This is a genomic window from Corynebacterium hindlerae (assembly GCF_014117265.1).
GTDB classification, from domain to species: Bacteria; Actinomycetota; Actinomycetes; order Mycobacteriales; family Mycobacteriaceae; genus Corynebacterium; species Corynebacterium hindlerae.
Window position 1 is genome coordinate 2,015,933 of the sequence record NZ_CP059833.1, and the last position, 19,098, is coordinate 2,035,030.

The following is a 19,098-nucleotide window of genomic DNA, read 5'->3' on the forward strand; positions in this document are numbered from 1 at the left end:
AAATAGAAGCTAAACAAAAGCATAGCTAAGACTGTAAAAATAATAAGTTGATAAGATGGATATCTATTGCATTGATTGTGCAGCTAAAGTGTTGATAGGTCATGCTCTTTATCGCCCATTCAAAGGTAAGGAGCAGTACTAACCGTTCCTACAGTGGGGTAAAGATGTCAACCTTTTCACAGCGCATCGCCGCCGTCATTGCGGCCGGTGCCTTAGCTTTCGGCGGTACCTTCGCCGCTATGCCTAGTGCCGGGGCACAAGCCGGTACCGAAACAACTCCGGCTCCAGCGCCGGCCGCCCCGACCGGCGAAATCGATCCCAAAGCTCAAGTAACCCTGACGATTAAGAAGTACTTGGGTGAAATTGGCGATACGAGCAACGGCCTCGATGGGGCCCAATTCAAGATCGAAAAGCTCAACGATGTTGACCTGACCACCCAAGCAGGGTGGGAAAAGCTGGCGGGTCTGACCGCAGCGACCGCTAACGACGTCACGGAGATCAAGACCGTGACCACAGCAAACGGTGGTACCGCGACCGTATCCACGGCGGATACCCCTAACTTTACGGTCGGTGCCTACAAGATCACGGAACTTAACCGTGCTGGCTACACCACCGCCGCACCATTCCTCATCACCCTCCCCTACAACGATGCGCAATCCGGTAATTGGAATTACACGCGGGAGGTTGCCCCTAAGAACCAGAATGTTCAGCCGAACAAGCAGGTGGACGATTCCAAGGGCGCACTCGGCGGAACCCTGACCTACACCGTGAATGCCCCTGTTCCTGCTGGGGCAATGGATCGCTTCATCATCACAGATAAGCTGGTTGACAACCTGCAGCTGACCTCTCAGTCAATTGTTGTCGGCACCACCGGCAAGTCGACTGTGGCGCTCGCTTCTCCGGGGGATTACACCCTCTCTGAGGACAACAACACCGTCACCGTTACCTTCACCCGCGAAGGTATGAACAAGCTCCAGGAAGCGCGTAAGGATGATCCGACTCTGCAGGTCACTGTGAAGTTCGACGCCAAGGTAGTGAGCATCCCCACCGACGGCAAGATCAACAACACCGCCACCATCTCTCTTCCTAATGGTGCGGAAGTAACCACGGACGTTCCGGCGGATACTGATCCGAACACTCCCGATGGCCCTACCTCCACCACCTTCGGTGACCTGACCATCACCAAGACCGGTAGCGACAACAAGGCAGAACTCGACGGGGCAACCTTCCAGATCTACCAGTGCCAAAAGCAAGAGGATTCGACTTGGCAGCTGCTGGGTCAGCCCCTCACGGTATCCCGAGATCAGCAAGCCTCAGACCTGAAGGACACCATTGAAACCACTGGTGGCACTGCCGAAGCAAAGGCATACGGTCTTCCTGCATCCTCCTTCTCCGGTGGCGCTACGGGTGTAGTAGCAAACCAGTACTGTGTGCTGGAAACCAAGGCACCAAAGGGGTACGTCCGTAACCCAGACCCACAGCCTGTCAACTATGAACCGACTAGCCGTGCTTTCACCGCCACGGTGAACAACGCGAAAGACTCCATCATCGGTCAGCTCCCAGCCACCGGTGCCTGGGGAATTGTGTTGGTGTTCTTGGTCGGTATCGCGCTGCTTGCCCGCGGCCTGTACACCTCCTACAAAGACAACAAGCAGTCTGCGTAAGTTGACCTAACTGGGGACCGAAGTGTTCCCAAAAAGGGTCCTGGAAAAAGAATGGATAGCAATGAGTAGCCACAGCAGGTCGAAAACCCCTGTGGTTACTTTGCACTCATCTCAAGGTGGGGTGAAAAAACGTCGCAACCCGCGTTCGATTATCTACTTGCTCCTCGCGGTGATCGTGTTGCTTTCCCCCGTCGTGCTCACGCACTGGAAGAACGTAGAGCAACACCGCATCGCGGAGCAGTACTCAAAGCACGTTACCGAGCTTTCGTCACAGGAACGCGACGCGATGTTGGCCGCTGCGCATGATTACAACCGGAGCCTTCCCCCGTTCGGGTCCCCGGACCCGTGGGTCAACGGCGTGGACAAAACCACCCCTGGATACCAAGACTACGAACAGCAGCTGAATGTCGGCGGCATTCTCGCGCGCATCAGGATTCCCGCGGTAGGTATTGACCTGCCCGTTTATCACGGCACGGATAACTCGACACTGTCACACGGCGTCGGGCACCTATATGGAACGGCTCTCCCCGTCGGTGGCGAAGGGACCCATGCGGTGCTCACCGGACACACAGGTCTGGCGACGCTCACCATGTTCGACAACCTCACCCACATGAAGATGCACGACACCTTCCTTGTGGAAGTGGCAGGGGAGACCCTCGCCTATGAGGTGGACCAGATTTCCGTCGTTCTGCCAGCAGACGTAGAAAACATCAAGCCGGAAGCCGATAAGGACCTTGTCACACTCATCACCTGTACTCCCTATGGCATTAACTCCCACAGGTTATTAGTACGGGGACACCGGACCGCAGTGCCGTCAGCGGAATTGAAGCAAGAATATCGCAGCCCATGGCAACCGTGGATGATCGCAGCGATCATTATTTCGCTGCTGGTACTGCTGTACCTCCTCTGGCTGATGTGGATGTTGCGCCGTCGTAAGAAGCGTCAGGAACAAAACCAATGAGTCGTCGATTAGCGTGCTTCTTTGCGTTGGTCTTTGCGTTGCTTGGGGCAGCCCCCGCCATCGCGCAGGGAAACTACACCCTGACCGTCGTGAAAACGGACGGCATCGGCCAAGAGTACGGCGCCCCGGTATCAGGCGTGCCTTTTCAGATTAACCAGCTGCTCGACATGCCGCCGACACAGCAGGCACAGCTGGCGGAGATGGCGCAACAGAACATTGCCGTGCTTACCGACGACTCCCCCCACCCTATGGGGCCAGCCACAACTGTAGTTACTAACTCCGAGGGCGTGGCCCGCTTCGTTGGCCTGGCACCAGGTGTTTATCTGGTGCGGGAGCAACCATATCGGGTGGGAAACGTTGACTATATCGAAGCCACCCCGTTTTTGGTATCTGTCCCCGCGATTGGGGAGCGGGCAACCAACGACGTGGTCATTCGGCCGAAGAATCAACCATTGCCGGTATACAAAGAAACTGACAAATTCTGCGTCACCGAGAATGATCCCGCACGATTGCAGGTAGTAACTGGTGTTCCGGCACCAGATCGGGATGGAGTGCTGCACCAGTACGCAATCGTGGACCCTATTGATCCGCGGATGAAGTACCTCGGCAACCTGGAAGTGAAGATCCAAGGTCAGCAAGATCTTCTACTTGTAGTAGACACTGATTACTCCTTTGCCTTCGATGACACAACTAACTCAGTCCTCGTCCAGTTCACCGAGGCCGGTTTGGCTAAGCTCGCAGCGGCCCGCAGTGACCACCCGGAAACCCGAGTGATCACTAGCTTTGACGCCACAGTGCACGATTGGGTGGCCGTAGGGGAAGTCGTCCCCAACACCGCCTACCTAATCCCCGACGGATGGGGATTTGACCTTAAGCCTCAGGCGTTTCGGCCGATTTGGTGGGTGACACCTACCGAAACCGCCCCGGTTCGGCCGACCTTGACCTTCCAGCAAGCGCTGTTCCCACTGCCGGATAAGAAGGTGGATAGCCTCTCTGGCCTGGACAGCGTGGCCATTCCTTCCAACCCCGTAGCAATTTGTAAATGCCTCCCAGGCCAAGTACCGCCGCCGTTCCCTGGCATTCCCGGCGGGCCCGCACTGCCGATTACTCCACGCCCCGCCGAGCCGGGTAGTTCCGTCGCACAGCCACCTGCCACCACTCCTTCCCAGGCTGACCGGCAGCCACTTTTGCCACGCCTAGGCCTGGCATTGACAGGAGCCAATGTGCTGTGGGCAATCGTCAGTGCGGCCCTGTTAGCAATCGCCGGTTGGGCGCTATTCCTACTGGGGAAACGCAAAAGAGAACGTAGCGACGCGGAGGAACGTTCATGACCACCAGAGCAACACGGACACAGCAGAAAGGAAAGACCATGACCACACGCACTCGGATCAACGCCTTCCTCGCAATAGTGCTGTGTACCTTGGCCATGGCTGGTTTCCCCGTCGTAGCGGACCGCCTACCACAAGCGGAAGCCGTGACACCGGCAACTCCGCCGAGCAATCAAAGCTGGAGCAGCTCAGCATGGAAATACAAAGATTGTTCCTTCCGCAAGTCCGCAGGAGATGCGACAGCAGAAGCATTTTCAGATGAACTGTGCTGGATTGATCAAAAGGAAGCACTTGGCTTGGGTTCTACGCCCAAGCAGGTCACCAAGGATCTGGGGCGTTACACGCTGACCTACATGCTCTCGCAAGTGGGGGAGCAGCCTGCTTCCCAAACTGGCCGAATTGCTGTGGGAACCACGGCAAGTACGGCATTGGCGCCTGGAGTGACCACGGGTTTTGCCTATGTGGACGATTCTTCACTGTTCGGAAACACCATCAACGGTGTGAGCTACTTTGTGCCAGAATCAGGTGATAGCAACCGTCCGGTGATCAAAACCAATCATGACGCGACATGGTCCCGCAAGTTCCGTTTTGTGTACGACCAGATTAAGCTCATTGACAAAGCTACGGGACAGCAGGTTCCCAACCCTAGATTCATGGTTGCTGATGCGCAGCAAACCGCCCGTGGTACTGGTTCAGAAGTTTTGACCGTCCACGAACCGAGTGAGGAAGTGTTTGCAGGCCCGGTAGCACGCTTTACTCCAGCATTAAAAAACTATTCGCCTGCGTGTTCCGTAGAAACCAATCAGGAAAACACCTTTGGGCCAGTTCCAGATCCGAAGTGGTATGCCCGGCACAATATCGGCCCGGCAGATTTTGGCTGCCTGGAATGGAGCGGCCTGGTGCTGTCGAGCAATTCCCAGAAAGCCGGCATGTATCTGGTGTCAGTGCCGAACGCGACGCGCATCGAAGTGTCAACCTACTCCTGGTCCACGCAGGCTTTTGCCCTGGCATTGGATTTTGGCCGCATGCGCGGCAACGTTGCGGCGGATACCCAGCAGGAGAAACTGGCAACGGGTCAGGAAACCAGCTTTGATTTCACCATGGGAGTGCGTGCCGGAAACGCCACTATCCCGGCGCCATGGCAGGGGCCGGATACCTACACTCAGGTCACCCGGTCGTTAAACATGGATGCCAAAAATGGCTTGAGTTCGCTCGACCCGCAGGTGTTTGCTTCTACCGCTTCTGGTTCCCAGGCTGACCAGGTTTTCAACCGCTACGACACGGTGTGGACGTGTACCATCCCGGGGCGCACTGACACCATTAAAACCGGTTCAGTTCCAGCTGGATACAAACTCACCAATGATCCGGCGACTAAGAAATCGGAATTAATAGCTGATAACCCGGACAACAAGCCGATCACCTGTACTGTGAACTGGACTCCAAAGTTTATTCCGGCAACGCTTACTTTGGGGAAGATCCGCGAAGGATCAGCTTCTTCGTATAACGAGTTTGTAGACAAAACTTTCGAGATTTCCTACAGCTGTGTTCCGCCCCATCATGGATCTAAAACCGATCAACAGGCTAGTGATGAATTCACCAAGGCCTATCCCACTGTCAAACTGACGGATACTAAAAAGTTGAAGTCCGGTGACACCGTCGATATTGCTGGATTGCCGTCGGGAGCTATTTGTAACATCACGGAGGCGGAGTCCGCGAAACCCGCCCCAGATTCTGGTGTCGATCACGCCTTGTCCTGGGCTGGTGGCTCCGAGCTCGCCCCATCTGCCGGTGCTACGCTACCTGCACGAACCGTCACCTTGGTCCCGCTAGGCACAGGGGCCACAAGTAATTCTGTTCGGGCTACAAACAAGTACACTGCCCACACTGGCACGGTCAATTTGTCTAAGACGGTGTTGGGAGATCCAGTTGGTTCTGTTATCATCGGGCCACGGACCTACAATTTTGACATTAACTGTCCGGATGCCAATTTCAGGAAGACCGTTGAACTCACCCTGAATGGGACGAATTCACTAAGCGGAACGACGACACTTAACGGGGTGCCAACGGGGCGCAATTGCACAATCACCCCGTTGACAGGTTTGAGCGATAAAGAACGGCAAACCGTAAAGTTTGACAAGCGCGTCCTCAACGTGGGAGCGAACGCCGATGTCCAACCAAACTCTTTCGATGCATATCCATTTACAATCCCGGATTACCCATCCGGAGGTGCCCCGACGAGTATCAACATTGACATCACTACGACTTATTCGTGGAAGACTGTTCCGCTGACGGTGTCGAAGCATGTTACCGGTCCGGCTGCTGAAAAAGCCACCGGAGAATACCCCGCGTTTTCCGTCAACTATGAGTGCGCTGTGCCCGGAGATGCCAGCTCGAACAAGTCCGGAGTGGTGGAGCTTCCAGCGGACGGAACTGCGGTGACAATCCCAGAGATTCGTGTCGGCGCTGAATGCCGAGTGTGGGAACCTCCCCTTGCTGCTGGACAGCAGGTCGATTTGAGCAAAACCAGAGTTGCTGGTTCCAAACTGGATGGCACAGAAACCGTCCTGGATAACGCGGAAGCTCAAAGCACGGCAGTTATCACGGCCGTTGATTCTGCTGACCCGAACCAAAACAAGGTTGTGGTTACTAACGCGTTCCGGAACAAGCTGGGGACCGTAGATGTAACTAAAATAGTAAACGCAGCGGGACTCACTACGGAGCTGCCTGCTAGCTACGACCTCGGTTTTGACTGTGGTGCGCGTTCTGTAGAGGTCGCGGGCAACGTGCGTTCTGTTGCGCTGCGTGGCACGGTGAATGTCTCGCCTAATGGAACCCGCACGCTCTCCTTTAAGGACTCGGATGCCGAACTTGCCAAAGCTGTCAACGACGCCGCTGGAAATATGCAGGTGCCGTATGGAAATACTTGCACCTTTAGTGAGACACGGCCGGAACTGACCACCACCGGCATTCTCTGGAGCACCGACGTCAATTCAGTGAAAGTTACGGTCTCGGGCCCTACTCAAACCGCGACTGTCACGAACACCTACACCGCATCAGGTGATGGCTTGACAATCACGCGCGTTGTGGCGGCGAACCCGCAGATGGCCGGGACGTTGAGCTACCAGCTGAGCTGCACCAACAACGGTCAGCCACTGGTGCTTCCTGGTGACGGCGCATTCCAGCTTGCCGACGGCGAAAACAAGCAATTCTCAGCCACAGACATTCCTGCTGGTTCTGAATGCTCGTTGAAGGCAGATACATACATGCCCGCGGACAAGACGCGGACCGTGGACGGGGTAACCTTCCCAATTCGATGGACGTGGGAGGCAACCTTCCCGGAAAATGCTTTAGGAACAGAAGCTACTCTCTCGGGTGATAGTGACTCTACTTCTCTTTCGGTGCCGTCGATCGTGGTTGGGGATAAGTCGGTAGTGACAATTACCAGTTCGTATGACTACGTGTGGACCACATATTCTGCAGAGAAACAGGTGGCGTTTCCTGGACCGTCGTTGATTTCAGAAGAACGCCAGCGTGTGGCTAAAGACCGTGAATTCGTCGTTCATTTCCCGTGCGTAGCACCGTATGGGGAAACTGGCAATCGCGCTGCGACCCTGGTGGATGGCAAAGTGACCTTCACTTCCCGTGGAATACCGGTTGGTTCAAAATGTACTGCATACGAAGAAACAGCCTTCACGCCTGCTGGCGTTGATCTGACACAAGAGGTCTCGTTTAATGGTTCGCCGTATGTTTCTGCATTGGATCAGAAGGCTACCTACATCATTAAGGATAGTGCTGCGAACAATAAGTTCACTTTCCGTAATTCCTACAAGCGTCGCACAACCAGTGTTGAGCTGAACAAGATCGCTAACACCCCGATCGACCTCAAGGCATACGAGAATCAATTCCACACCCACGCGTTCACGATGACCTGTGTGGATCCTCTGGTGGAATCGCGTCCAGCGCTGACAACCTTTAATGGCTCAATTCAAGGCGAGGGCCAGTGGGTAGTGGAAGGCGTGCCCGTGGGCGCGGAGTGCCAAATCACCGGCGATAACTTCGGCCGTCTTGATTTGAAAGAGACCTCGGATGGTCGTGATTTGCAGACGCATCTTCGTCCAAACAGCGTGGACTGGGACTTAACGCGCAACGACGCTACGTCGCTTCACGACGACAAGCTGCCCAATGACACAACCACCTCAATGTTCTTCGCCACTGAGGATGGAAGTAACGTAGTTAATCTGACCAATAACTACGAGATCATCCCGGCCAAGCTCGATTTCTCCAAGAAGATCACCGCCGCAAACCAGGCTGAGCTTGATGAGGTCACCAAGGGTGGCGCCGTGGAGTTTTCCTACCGATGTGAGGGAGTGGGATACACCAAGGGCGTGATCGGCCCGAAGCTGGGAAGCAACCTTGATGTGATGTTGCCAAACAAGATCACGGTGGATCAGTTCACGGAAACGGTGAGCAATCCAGACGGTACGGTGTCCAAGGTTTACCGCCCGAACTTTGACTTGGTGGTGTCTTCCGGTGCACTTTGTACGTTTACGGAAGTAGGCGCGAGCACCGATGCCGTTGGGTTCACCAAAGCTGTTTCCATCAATGGCGAGCAGGGAACGTCGCTGGAACAGCGGATTGTGGAAAACTCTGATCAACTGCAAGCTTTCAATTTCGACAACAACTATTCCCGAAAGATGGTGCCAGTCCGTTTGGTTGCCCTGAAAGAGGGTTTCCTTGATGGAGTTTCTCCTGAGGGATACCACCTGAACGTCAAGTGCGATGATGGTCGGCAGACGACGGCAGAAGTGGTGCAAACATTGAATCAAGCGCAAACGACGGTATCGGTTACTGACGCGACACCACCTGTTGCTGGTCAGATCGTTAATCTTCCCGCGGGTTCTTCCTGTTCCTTGACGGTTTCCGGAGCGTCGTTAGCGGCGCTGCCCACGCTAGAAGTGACCCAGGGAACTCGTACCCCGTTCATTCAGTTTGGTGATTGGGTAGGTCATAAAAAGTCAGATACCAACCCAACGGTGAGCAACCCTAATATTGCTCCTGCTGATGTCACAGCAGCCATGAAACAGTACGAGCACAAGTTCGTCGTGCCTTCTGATGCTGTCACTACCGCTGATGGCGAAGTGATGACGGTCGCTGCGGATGTTTATTACCCGCAAGACACCGTGGATGTGACGTTCACCAAGGAGATGGCTGGTTCGCCCGAGGGAACTCCTTCCTTCGAATTCTCCACAAACTGTATTGCTGGCAACAGCTTTACTCTCAGCGCTGGTAACTCGGTCAAGCTGCCCAATGTTCCGGTAACTAAGACCTGCTCCTTCACTGAAATCAATGACTCGCTGGACAACGCGCAGCCGATCCTGGAGGTGACTTCTCATGGGGACAGGTTGGGCAATATTCAGGTGAGTAACGCCTTTACCGAACAGGACACCGCGGAACTACACAGTGTTTCTGCGGCGGTGCTGCCGGTAACTTCTGCCACCGACACCTCCTCCGGTGGGGCGCCATGGTCCTTGGTTGCAACTAACAAGTACCCTGCGCTAAAGATCACCAAGCGTATCGCTGGCGCGCCGATCAGCTCGGTGACGGGTGCAGTTGCCGATATGGCCTTGATCCCGCACACGCAGGATTCCATGGAATTCACCTACACTGTGGAAAATAAGGGTGCGATCGACCTAACTAAGCTCAGTTTCGTCGAACCTGGGCTAGCCGGGCGTACCGTGATCCAGCCTGACGGCACGGAGGTCACCATTGACGCCGAAGGCAACATTCCGTCTGAGGTGTGTACGCTGAGTGGCACTGACCTCAACTCCGGTGCAACAGCTACCTGTACCTTCACGGTGAAGATCACGGAGCCTCATGACCAAAACTTCACCTACAAGCCGTCCGATGGAAAAGTCACCGTCACTGGCACTGCTTCTGCCGGGGTGATAACAGCTTCCGATTCATTCGGTGCGTTCCGCCCAATGGATTCCCTTGCCTGGGCACTGCCGGAAACCGGTGTGCAAACGCTGGTGTGGGTGTTGATACTGGGACTGCTCATCCTTGGCTACGGCGTGTACCGTTGGCGACGTGATCGCGAGGAGGAGGACAGTTAGCGGGCAGCGGGCGTCGAAAAGCAAGCAGCGTAAACGACGCTCCTGGTTGTGGATCGTGCTGGGCGCGCTGCTGCTGCTTTACCCGATCGTTGCGACGCTGTGGAACGATCACCTGTTGCAGCAGCAAGCCCGGGAATACAGCACGAATGTCGAAAGGATTGAGCCTCGGGAAGAGATTCAGCGCCTGCGCCGCGAAGCCGAAGAATACAACGCGTGGCTGGAAACTGAGGGGCACCACGCAATGCCCCCAGAGGACAGCTCCCCAGGTTTCGACCGGTACATGGCAACGCTCAACCCGCCGGAAACCCAAGGCACGCTCGGGCGCATCTCGATTGAATCCATCAACGTGGACCTGCCGATTGCCCACACCTCGCGCCCCGCGGTGCTGTACCACGGGGCGGGGCACATGTTCGGATCCGATTTGCCCATTGGCGGGCTAGGGAACAACGTAGTGATCACCGCCCACACCGGGATGGTGAACGCGTCAATGTTTGACCAGCTCCCGACCCTGAAAAACGGGGCAATCGTGAAAGTGGAAGTGCTCGACGAAACGCTGTATTACCAGGTCACAGGGCGAAAAATTGTGAAACCTGATGATTGGCGAGACATCACCTACGAACCCAACCGAGACAAACTCACCCTCGTCACATGCACCCCATACGGCATCAACTCAGATCGCTTACTCGTCGAAGCTGACAGAGTGGACCCATCCAGCCTGGACGCGGGAGCGAAGTGGAAACTGCCACTGTCGTGGTGGATGATCCTGGACCTGCTGATTCTGTTAATTGTCTTCCTGATCCTGCTCATCGGGGAACGGCGACGGCGCAAGAGGAAGCAAGCGCGGGGCATGGATAGGGATTTGTCCCGGAAAACAAATCGCTATCAACACCCCTAATCCGTCAACCGCACTTGCCGTTGCGCAACTAGTGGCCGTGGCGAGTACTGGGAGCGCAGTTCGCGGAGGGTTGCTGCGTGTTCGAAGAGGCGCTTGTCTTCCTCGGTGACCGGCGTGAACTGGCGGGCGGGTAGTGGGTTGCCGTCGATGTCCACAGCAACGTAGGACACAGTCGCATGAATGGCGGTTTCCAGGTGGGAGCGGCCGCCACGCGGTGCACCGGAGCGGACGTGGATGGACGTTTGCATCCCTCGTGCGTCGGTGCGGATGAGGCGGGCGTCTACCTCGATGAGGTCGCCGATCTGGATGGGGCGGTAGAAGCGGATGCCACCAGCGTAAACAGCGACGGTGTGTTCGCCGGACCATTCCATGGTGCAGGCGGCGCCGGCTTCGTCGATCCACTCCATTGCGGTGCCACCGTGGACCTTGCCGCCCCAGTTCACGTCAGTCGGTTTGGCCAGGAAGCGGGTGATGAGGCGCGGGGCGTCGGAAGGGCCGTCGTAGGTTTGCTTTTCCATTTCAGCCTCGATGGCCTGGCGCAGCTCAATGCGGGAGAGGGCGGCTTCGTAGACGCGTCGTTCTTCGTCGGTGGTGGGTTCGTAGGTGGGTACTGCCACGGATTTTCCGGTGGCGGTGTCCTTCGCCACGAAGATGACCAGACAATCGCAGGCACGGGTGAAGACACCTTCGCGAGGGTCTGCGGAGAACACCTCGTTGATGATGTGCATGGAGGAGCGCCCCGTCATAGCGATTCGGGAACGCACCTCCACCATGTGTCCAGAGGGGATCGGACGGAAGAAGTGAATGTGACCCACGTAAGCTGTGACGCAGTAAGTCCCGGACCACGATGTGGCGCACGCGTATGCCGCCTTGTCGATCCATTCCAGCACGCGTCCACCATTGATGCCGTGGTTGCCAGCCATGAGCACATCCGTCGGTGCGGCCAGGAAACGAAGAGTGATGGCAGGGGAGCGGTCCGGCATAAGATGACTTTCAGATCGAGTAACTACATGAACGTAAGAATTCACTATATATTCTTGTCACCTCAGCAACATGGAAGCCGAGCCTATGCCTACCCCCAAGAAAGTGGATCCCGCCGAAACCCGCGCGGCTGTCCTCGCCATCGCCGATTGGATTAGGGACGAGGATTGCGGGCAACGGCCGTCGAGAAGCCAGCTTGCCGACGCCACCCGCCTCACCGCCCGGACCCTAGCGCAGACCGCGCCGGGGCAGAGCGTGGAGCTGCGTGTGCCGCCGTTCGTGGCTGTGCAATGCATTCAGGGGCCACGGCATACCAGGGGGACGCCACCGAATGTGGTGGAGATGTCGCCGCGCGAGTGGCTTCGAGTAGCAACGGGCATGGAAGCTTTCGCGACAGCAAAAAAAGACTGCTCAGGCACCCGCGCGGGTGAGATAGAGCATTGGCTACCCATACTAAACCTAGGCTAAACTTCGTTGTGACCTGCGGAAATAGTGGTTAGCATTATGGATTAGTAACGCCTGATATGTGTAAGGGAGCGTCCATCATGACCGGCCACGACCAAGAATTTTTTGAACCACACGCAACGGGCGTGAACTCTAAACTCAACTGGCTGCGCGCCGGGGTGTTGGGTGCGAATGACGGCATCGTCTCAGTCGCAGGCCTGCTGATGGGTGTGGCCGCCGCCGGTGCCGGTTCCAAAGAACTCATGACGGCAGGCATCGCATCCGTCGCCTCCGGCGCTGTCTCCATGGCGCTCGGCGAATACGTCTCCGTCTCCGCACAACGAGACACCGAACGACAGCTCGTGGCTAAAGAAAAGTGGGAGCTGGAGCATTTCCCAGACCATGAACATGCTGAGCTGGTCGGGATATTAAAAGAAAAGGGCATGTCGGCGGAAACGGCAGAGATTGCCGCCACTGAGATGGAGAACAGTAATGCTCTAGCTGCTCATCTCGATATGGAGCTGGGTATGGACGCGGAAGAGCTGACCAACCCATGGGTGGCTGCGGGGTCTAGTGCCGTGTCCTTTGTAGTTGGTGCGATGATTCCGTTCCTGTGCGCGATTTTCGCACCAGTCCAGGCGCGGGTGTGGGTGATCCTGCTGGGTACGGTGGTGGCGCTCACCCTTACCGGTGGGTTGTCCGCGAAGTTCTCTGACTCTAGCAAGGGGCGCTCGGTTACCCGCCTCGTTGTTGGTGGCGCACTCGCGCTTGGGGTGACATACCTGATCGGTTGGCTTTTCGGGGTGTCGGTGACCTAACCGGAATGTGGTGGTTGAGACCTAGACCGGCTACGATGAACACTGTGGTAGACGACCGTACTTTTAAGCGCCCGGATTTGGATGACCACGGTGAAAATGCCCCTCGTGAAGAGTGTGGTGTTTTCGGTGTGTGGGCCCCGGGTGAAGACGTTGCAAAACTTACCTACTACGGCCTATACGCTCTGCAGCACCGCGGGCAAGAAGCCGCAGGCATCGCGGTAGGCGATGGTGATTCAATCGTCGTATTCAAAGACTTGGGCCTAGTCTCCCAAGTCTTTGACGAGCAATCCTTGGGTGCCCTTAAAGGCGACCTTGCAGTGGGGCATACTCGCTACTCCACCGCAGGTGGTGTCTCCTGGGAAAACTCCCAACCTATGTTCCGGGTTACCCCAGACGATATTGACGTGGCACTCGGACACAATGGCAACCTCGTTAACTACGTAGAACTGTTGGAAGAAGCCACAGCTCTGGGGCTGGTGAGCAAGGACTCCCACCCGTCTGACTCCGACATCATGACAGCGCTGCTGGCGAACAATGCCCGTGACGGCAAGACGATCTTCCAATCTGCCCAGGAACTCCTTCCTCGTATCAAGGGAGCGTTCTGTCTCACCTTCATGGACGGCAAAAGCCTCTACGCTGCTCGCGACCCGCACGGCGTCCGGCCACTGTCCATCGGCCGTCTCGATTCCGGCTGGGTTGTTGCCTCGGAGACCTGTGCGCTCGATATCGTGGGCGCGTCTTTCGTTCGCGACGTAGAACCGGGCGAGCTGCTGCGTATCGACGCTTCCGGTATCCACAGCGTCCGCTTCGCGGAACCAACCCGCAAACTGTGCGTGTTCGAGCACGTCTACCTCGCACGCCCAGACTCCGTCATCTCCGGACATTCGGTCCATGCCAGCCGCGTGGAAATCGGTCGTCGACTGGCGAAGGAATGGCCGGCAGACGCTGACATGGTGATGCCAACCCCAGATTCAGGCACACCAGCCGCAGTGGGCTACGCGCAAGGCTCCGGTATCCCATTTGGCCTCGGCCTAGTGAAGAACGCTTACGTGGGCCGTACCTTCATTCAGCCAACGCAGACTATTCGCCAGCTCGGTATCCGCCTCAAGCTCAACCCGCTCAAGGGGGAGATCGCTGGTAAAAAGCTCGTAGTGGTGGATGATTCCATCGTCCGTGGCAATACTCAGCGTGCCTTGATCCGAATGCTGCGCGAGGCCGGCGCCGCGGAAGTACACGTCCGTATTGCTTCGCCACCAGTGAAGTGGCCCTGCTTCTACGGCATTGATTTCGCGTCCCCAGGTGAGCTGATCGCGAACAACGTGGATGACTCAAATGAGGCAGCCATGGTGGAGTCGGTTCGCGTGGCGTTGGGGGCGGACTCCCTCGGCTACGTCTCCGTGGACGGCATGGTCGCTGCCACCGGAGAACAGCGCGAGAACTTGTGCTGCGCATGCTTCGACGGCAAGTACCCACTCGGGCTGCCGGAGGGCAACGCCAATGCGGAGCTCGTGAAGACCATGCAGGCAGAAAACTAACCCAGGAGAAGTGAACACACCGATGACTGACAACAACGAACAAGTGACCTCGTACGCTGCCGCTGGCGTGGACATTGAAGCTGGCGACCGCGCGGTGGAACTGTTCGCACCACACGCCAAGCGCGCTACCCGACCTGAGGTTCGCGGTAGCCTCGGTGGCTTTGCTGGACTGTTTGCCCTGGGCAAGTACAAGGAGCCACTGCTCGCTGCCGGATCCGACGGCGTGGGAACTAAGCTGGCCGTGGCTCAGGCTATGGACAAGCACGACACCATCGGCATCGACCTGGTGGCAATGTGCGTTGATGACCTGGTCGTCTGTGGCGCGGAACCACTGTTCCTGCAGGACTACATCGCCATTGGCAAGGTTGTTCCAGAGCACGTGGCTCAGATCGTTGCGGGTATCGCAGAAGGCTGCGTCCAGGCAGGTTGCGCGCTCCTGGGCGGCGAAACCGCGGAACACCCCGGCGTGATGGAACCCGACCACTACGACGTATCCGCTACCGCAGTGGGCGTTGTGGAAGCTGAGGAGCTCCTCGGCCCCGACCGCGTGCGCACCGGCGACGTACTGATCGCGATGAAGTCCTCCGGTCTGCACTCCAACGGCTACTCCTTGGCCCGCCACGTCCTGCTGGAAAAGGCTGCACTGCCACTGGATACCCACATGGATGAGCTTGGCCGCACCCTCGGTGAAGAACTCCTCGAACCAACCCGCATCTACGCCAAAGACTGCCTCGCGCTGGCCAACGAATGCGAAGTCCACACCTTCTGCCACGTTACCGGTGGCGGACTAGTGGGCAACATGGTTCGTATCATCCCAGAAGGCATGGTCGCTGAGATGTCCCGTGCGACCTGGACCCCAGGCCCAATCTTCCGCACCATCGAACGCCTGGGCAAGGTGCCACAGGAAGAGATGGAGAAGACCTTCAACATGGGCATCGGCATGGTCGCCGTCGTTGCCGCCGAAGACCGCGACCGCGCGCTCGCCATGCTCACCGCACGGCATATCGACGCCTGGGAGCTCGGAACCGTCCGCTCTGCCGCAGATGGGGAGAGCGACCGCGCCATCCTCAAGGGTGCACACCCGGACGCCTAAAAAAATCTGCTTCATAAGCCGGGCCCGTTGAGAGGCCCGGCTTTGCATTAGTTCCTATGCTTGCGGGGCACCACACAAGCTGAACGCGAGACGTGGAATTCGAGTCTCGGTGAATATAACCCCATTTTTGTGCTGCACATTTGCTATTTCATCCGAGACTCGAATTCCAGGACTCGCATTTTTGGTGGCGTGGCCCCTAGATCGGCACCTGCCCTAGGTCACCACGGGCACGGCAAAGCGAGGTAAGAGAATGTTCTCTTACCTCGCTAGAGCTTTGGGTTGGAGCAGGAGTTAGCGCTTGCCCGCTTCAGGAGCCTCGTCCCAGTCGTCTTCAACCCATTCCGCATATGGATCTTCGTAGTCGTTGGACTCGTCGTAGGAGGAGTCTGCTTGAGACTTTCCTGCGAGCTCGCGCTGGAGCGAGTCCAAATCCATATCCGGCGTGTTGTACTTCAACTGACGAGCAACCTTGGCTTGCTTTGCCTTGGCACGGCCGCGACCCATGGCCTGACCCCCTTGGAGTAAACGGGGCGAACGGAAGACCGTCGCCCCAGGGCTTGATTTCTAAATAAGTGTATTCCTGTAAGACACAATAGCGGGTAGTGACGAAAAATGCTCAAACGGGGCTACGATTTTTGGGTTCGCGTCGCGAAAAATCTGAGGACCACACCACGGATAGCGCTGTTACCTGCGAAGATAGTGAAGTTAGGGCAAATGTGGTGTTACCCCGTGTTAGAGCCCGCGGAGTCGATCGATGGCGGCTCGGCCCGGTCGTGGTGTCGAATCGTCAGGGATTGAATCTGGATCGACCGCCAATGCGGTGTCGCCAGCTACCAGCGTGGCGGACATAGCGCTGCGTTTGACTAATCCAAGGGCGATAGGACCCAGCTCGTGGTCATGCACCACGGTCCCCAACCTACCGACGGTGCGTCCTCCGGAAGTTATCGGGGTTCCGGGGGCGGGTTGGGTTGGTGCAGAACCATCGAGGTGCAGGAGGACGAGGGCGCGAGGGGAACGTCCGAGGTTATGCACCCGGCTGACGGTTTCTTGTCCGCGGTAGCAACCCTTGTCCAGATGGACTGCGCGGCGCAGGAGCTCTGTGGATTCGTGAGGGATGGATTTTGCGTCCAGGTCTGCTGCGAGTTCCGGCTCGCGGGCGTTGACCCTCGCGGCGGTGAAGGTCATAAGACCGGCGAGTTGCCCTCCGGCGGACTCGAGTTGAGCGGTTGTGGCGTCGATAAGCGTGCGTTCCACAAACAGGTCGGTCCTGGGCGGTCCGGCCCAATCGACGATGCGGGCGAGGCAGCCTTCGGGGAGGGGGAGCGTGCCGAAGAGGGTGAGGATTCCAAGGTTGGTGACGTCAATGGTGACATCGGACCAGAACACCATTTTGCGGAGGTAGTCCAGGAGCGAATCGGCCTGGAGGTGGGGAACGTCCAGGTAGAAGGTATCTTCCTGGCGTGTGACGTCCATGTGGTGGAGGATGTGGCCTTGGGCGTCGAGGTCGAGTGCGGCGGCGCTGAAACCGTCAGGAGCGTCATCGAGCTTTTGGCTCACTAGGTTGTTGAGGAACGCCGGGGCGTCGGGGCCGGACACAGCAATCACCACTCGATGGGAGCGGTCAATAATGGCGGATGTGAATCGTTGTTCGCCCAACGGGTCGCCGTAGTGCCAGGCCACGCCGTGGTGGTCGATGAGTGTGTCGTCGGTCAGTGGCGCTGCGCCTGCTCGGGAGAGCAGCGGGGAAACGTAGTCAGTCACAAAACCGATGTTAGCGCGTAGCCTAGAGGGTATGAGCCCACTGATCTATATCCTTGAGCCATTCGGCGGTTCCACTCGGGAACACAGCCCTGCGTTGCCCATGCTCTTCTGGGACGATGCTGCCGTAACCCGTGGCGACGGGGTATTTGAATCCATTCGCATTGTGGCGGGCACGCCGGTCAACCTGGACCGCCACCTGGCCCGTTTCATTCGTTCTGCCACTTTGCTGGGGCTGCCAGCGCCGAACCCGGACCATTGGGCTACCGCGACCCGGGAAGCAGCTGAGAAGTGGGCATCGCTGCACGGGGACGGGGAAGCCGCCTGTACCTGGACGATGTCGCGGGGCAGGGCCTCCCGACCAGACATTCCGAGCACGTGGCTTGTGGTCAAGCCCCTGAGCGAGGAAATCCTTCGGCAGCACGCTGAGGGAGTGAAAGTGCTCACCGGACCGCGGGGCTATCAGCTCACCAAACCTGCGCCGTGGAGTATCACTGGCGCGAAGACTCTGGCATATGCGGAGAACATGGCCGCGTTGCGTTACGCCCGCAGTCGGGGCTTTGACGATGTTATCTTCACCGACGGTGAACAGGTCCTCGAAGGGGCAACCTCCACGATCATTACTGTGCGTGGCAACAAAATTCGCACCCCACAGCCGGGCGCCGAGGTCCTCGCCGGCACCACCCAAGCGCTCTTATTCAAGCGCGCACTGAAAGCGGGCTGGAACTGCCGAGAAAAGCCGATGTATTACGGCGACTTGCTCAAGGCAGACCAGGTGTGGCTGGTGTCGTCGACGCGGGGCGCGGTGCGGGTCACGCAGCTTGACGACGCCCCCCTGAAGTCCCGCGGCGACTTGGATACCGTTCGAGAGCTGCTGGGGCGCTAGCCGATCACGCGCTTGAGTTGGGCGGACATTCTAGGTCGCATTTCGCCCGCCACGAGGCGCTCGTCCACCCAGCCCAGCTCATTGGTGGGTAGGAGGCCGTAGAGGCGTTTACCGGGGCCTAGAGCAGCAGGCCCAGAGGATGTGACCATGGTGGATGCCGATTCCAGCTGCCAGGCGCGCTCGTTGAGCGGGTTGCCGTAGAAAATTTCTACGACACCGGTGGAGTGGCAGAGGATGAACTCGATCTCGTCTTTGAGGTCGATGCGGATGAACCCGGTTTCGCGCAGGTCGGCGCCGGTTGGGTTGCCTTCTTCGTCGAGTTTCCAGAAGCGGGAATTGTAGGCGATGTAGTTCTCGCCGTCGTGGGCGAAGGTGATTTCCTGGCCGAAGTTGTACTGGCCGTCCACCGCGGTGTCGGCCTGGCCCTCGCCGCGCCACACGCCGATCAAAGGAAGCAGCGCCAGGAGGCCATCGTGCAGACTGGGGCCTTGGCGGAGGTTTGCGGTGTCATCAGGAATGGGAAGTTCACCTAGGCCTGGGATGTTGCGGTCAGCGGTATGTTTCGCTTGCTCTGCTGCCAGGTTGACGGCTTCGGAGCCGCTTAGGGAGTTGTCATTCATGG

General features: G+C 57.6%; 14 protein-coding genes. 10 read left to right on the forward strand and 4 right to left on the reverse strand.

Features of this window, described 5'->3' with window-relative positions; translation table 11 throughout:
- Positions 1 to 164 precede the first annotated feature (164 nt).
- From HW450_RS09765 to HW450_RS09785, 5 genes are all read left to right on the forward strand, one after another.
- Entirely contained in the window at positions 165 to 1,664 is a 1,500-nt protein-coding gene (locus tag HW450_RS09765) for a SpaH/EbpB family LPXTG-anchored major pilin (protein WP_182385444.1), read from the forward strand.
- Between the two features lie 121 nt (positions 1,665 to 1,785).
- Positions 1,786 to 2,625, forward strand: coding sequence for a class C sortase (locus tag HW450_RS09770; RefSeq protein WP_182385445.1), 840 nt, complete (start codon positions 1,786 to 1,788; stop codon positions 2,623 to 2,625).
- Positions 2,622 to 3,956 carry a SpaH/EbpB family LPXTG-anchored major pilin gene (locus HW450_RS09775; RefSeq protein ID WP_182385446.1) on the forward strand — a complete coding sequence of 445 codons (1,335 nt, stop codon included), beginning with the start codon at positions 2,622 to 2,624 and terminating at the stop codon, positions 3,954 to 3,956. Before HW450_RS09770 ends, HW450_RS09775 begins: the two co-directional genes overlap by 4 nt.
- A 38-nt stretch (positions 3,957 to 3,994) precedes the next feature.
- Positions 3,995 to 10,066 (forward strand): DUF5979 domain-containing protein, encoded by a 6,072-nt coding sequence (locus tag HW450_RS09780; RefSeq protein ID WP_182385447.1) that lies wholly within the window; start codon positions 3,995 to 3,997, stop codon positions 10,064 to 10,066.
- Positions 10,041 to 10,961: a class C sortase gene (locus HW450_RS09785; protein ID WP_182385448.1), complete on the forward strand. Its 921-nt coding sequence runs from the start codon at positions 10,041 to 10,043 to the stop codon at positions 10,959 to 10,961. The genes HW450_RS09780 and HW450_RS09785 overlap by 26 nt, the downstream gene beginning before the upstream one ends.
- On the opposite strand, the gene HW450_RS09790 is transcribed toward HW450_RS09785, so the two are convergent.
- Positions 10,958 to 11,944, reverse strand: coding sequence for an acyl-CoA thioesterase (locus tag HW450_RS09790; protein ID WP_182385449.1), 987 nt, complete (start codon positions 11,942 to 11,944; stop codon positions 10,958 to 10,960). The genes HW450_RS09785 and HW450_RS09790 overlap by 4 nt on opposite strands.
- Positions 11,945 to 12,029: 85 nt before the next feature.
- Between HW450_RS09790 and HW450_RS09795 the strand changes: the two genes are divergently transcribed.
- The 4 genes from HW450_RS09795 to purM all read left to right on the forward strand — a co-directional run bounded on the left by HW450_RS09795 (position 12,030) and on the right by purM (position 15,832).
- Complete coding sequence (locus HW450_RS09795; protein ID WP_182385450.1) at positions 12,030 to 12,410, forward strand: sterol carrier family protein; 381 nt, start codon at positions 12,030 to 12,032, stop codon at positions 12,408 to 12,410.
- A gap of 77 nt (positions 12,411 to 12,487) precedes the next feature.
- Positions 12,488 to 13,204: a VIT1/CCC1 transporter family protein gene (locus HW450_RS09800; protein WP_182385451.1), complete on the forward strand. Its 717-nt coding sequence runs from the start codon at positions 12,488 to 12,490 to the stop codon at positions 13,202 to 13,204.
- A gap of 35 nt (positions 13,205 to 13,239) precedes the next feature.
- Positions 13,240 to 14,739, forward strand: a complete 1,500-nt coding sequence (purF, locus tag HW450_RS09805) for an amidophosphoribosyltransferase (RefSeq protein ID WP_232843239.1) — start codon at positions 13,240 to 13,242, stop codon at positions 14,737 to 14,739.
- Positions 14,740 to 14,761: 22 nt separating this feature from the next.
- Entirely contained in the window at positions 14,762 to 15,832 is a 1,071-nt protein-coding gene (gene purM, locus HW450_RS09810; RefSeq protein WP_182385453.1) for a phosphoribosylformylglycinamidine cyclo-ligase, read from the forward strand.
- A gap of 291 nt (positions 15,833 to 16,123) precedes the next feature.
- Here purM and HW450_RS09815 read toward each other — a convergent pair whose 3' ends face one another.
- Both HW450_RS09815 and ygfZ read right to left on the reverse strand, forming a co-directional pair.
- Positions 16,124 to 16,336 (reverse strand): DUF3073 domain-containing protein, encoded by a 213-nt coding sequence (locus HW450_RS09815; RefSeq protein WP_182385454.1) that lies wholly within the window; start codon positions 16,334 to 16,336, stop codon positions 16,124 to 16,126.
- A 228-nt stretch (positions 16,337 to 16,564) separates the two neighbouring features.
- Positions 16,565 to 17,602, reverse strand: coding sequence for a CAF17-like 4Fe-4S cluster assembly/insertion protein YgfZ (gene ygfZ, locus HW450_RS09820; protein WP_182387495.1), 1,038 nt, complete (start codon positions 17,600 to 17,602; stop codon positions 16,565 to 16,567).
- Positions 17,603 to 17,624: 22 nt separating this feature from the next.
- Between ygfZ and HW450_RS09825 the strand changes: the two genes are divergently transcribed.
- Positions 17,625 to 18,476 (forward strand): aminodeoxychorismate lyase, encoded by an 852-nt coding sequence (locus tag HW450_RS09825; protein WP_182385455.1) that lies wholly within the window; start codon positions 17,625 to 17,627, stop codon positions 18,474 to 18,476.
- Here the strand turns inward: HW450_RS09825 and HW450_RS09830 are convergent.
- On the reverse strand, positions 18,473 to 19,096 hold the full coding sequence (locus tag HW450_RS09830) for an FABP family protein (protein WP_182385456.1): 624 nt from the start codon (positions 19,094 to 19,096) through the stop codon (positions 18,473 to 18,475). The genes HW450_RS09825 and HW450_RS09830 overlap by 4 nt on opposite strands.
- Between the last annotated feature and the right edge of the window lie 2 nt (positions 19,097 to 19,098).

Bases quoted from the DNA above. Each gene is read 5' to 3' on its own strand.
- HW450_RS09765 (WP_182385444.1), top strand. From the start codon at position 165: ATGTCAACCTTTTCACAGCGCATCGCCGCCGTCATTGCGGCCGGTGCC.
- HW450_RS09775 (WP_182385446.1), top strand. From the start codon at position 2,622: ATGAGTCGTCGATTAGCGTGCTTCTTTGCGTTGGTCTTTGCGTTGCTT.
- HW450_RS09780 (WP_182385447.1), top strand. From the start codon at position 3,995: ATGACCACACGCACTCGGATCAACGCCTTCCTCGCAATAGTGCTGTGT.
- HW450_RS09790 (WP_182385449.1), bottom strand. From the start codon at position 11,944: ATGCCGGACCGCTCCCCTGCCATCACTCTTCGTTTCCTGGCCGCACCG.
- HW450_RS09795 (WP_182385450.1), top strand. From the start codon at position 12,030: ATGCCTACCCCCAAGAAAGTGGATCCCGCCGAAACCCGCGCGGCTGTC.
- HW450_RS09800 (WP_182385451.1), top strand. From the start codon at position 12,488: ATGACCGGCCACGACCAAGAATTTTTTGAACCACACGCAACGGGCGTG.
- purF (WP_232843239.1), top strand. From the start codon at position 13,240: ATGAACACTGTGGTAGACGACCGTACTTTTAAGCGCCCGGATTTGGAT.
- purM (WP_182385453.1), top strand. From the start codon at position 14,762: ATGACTGACAACAACGAACAAGTGACCTCGTACGCTGCCGCTGGCGTG.
- HW450_RS09815 (WP_182385454.1), bottom strand. From the start codon at position 16,336: ATGGGTCGCGGCCGTGCCAAGGCAAAGCAAGCCAAGGTTGCTCGTCAG.
- HW450_RS09825 (WP_182385455.1), top strand. From the start codon at position 17,625: ATGAGCCCACTGATCTATATCCTTGAGCCATTCGGCGGTTCCACTCGG.
- HW450_RS09830 (WP_182385456.1), bottom strand. From the start codon at position 19,096: ATGAATGACAACTCCCTAAGCGGCTCCGAAGCCGTCAACCTGGCAGCA.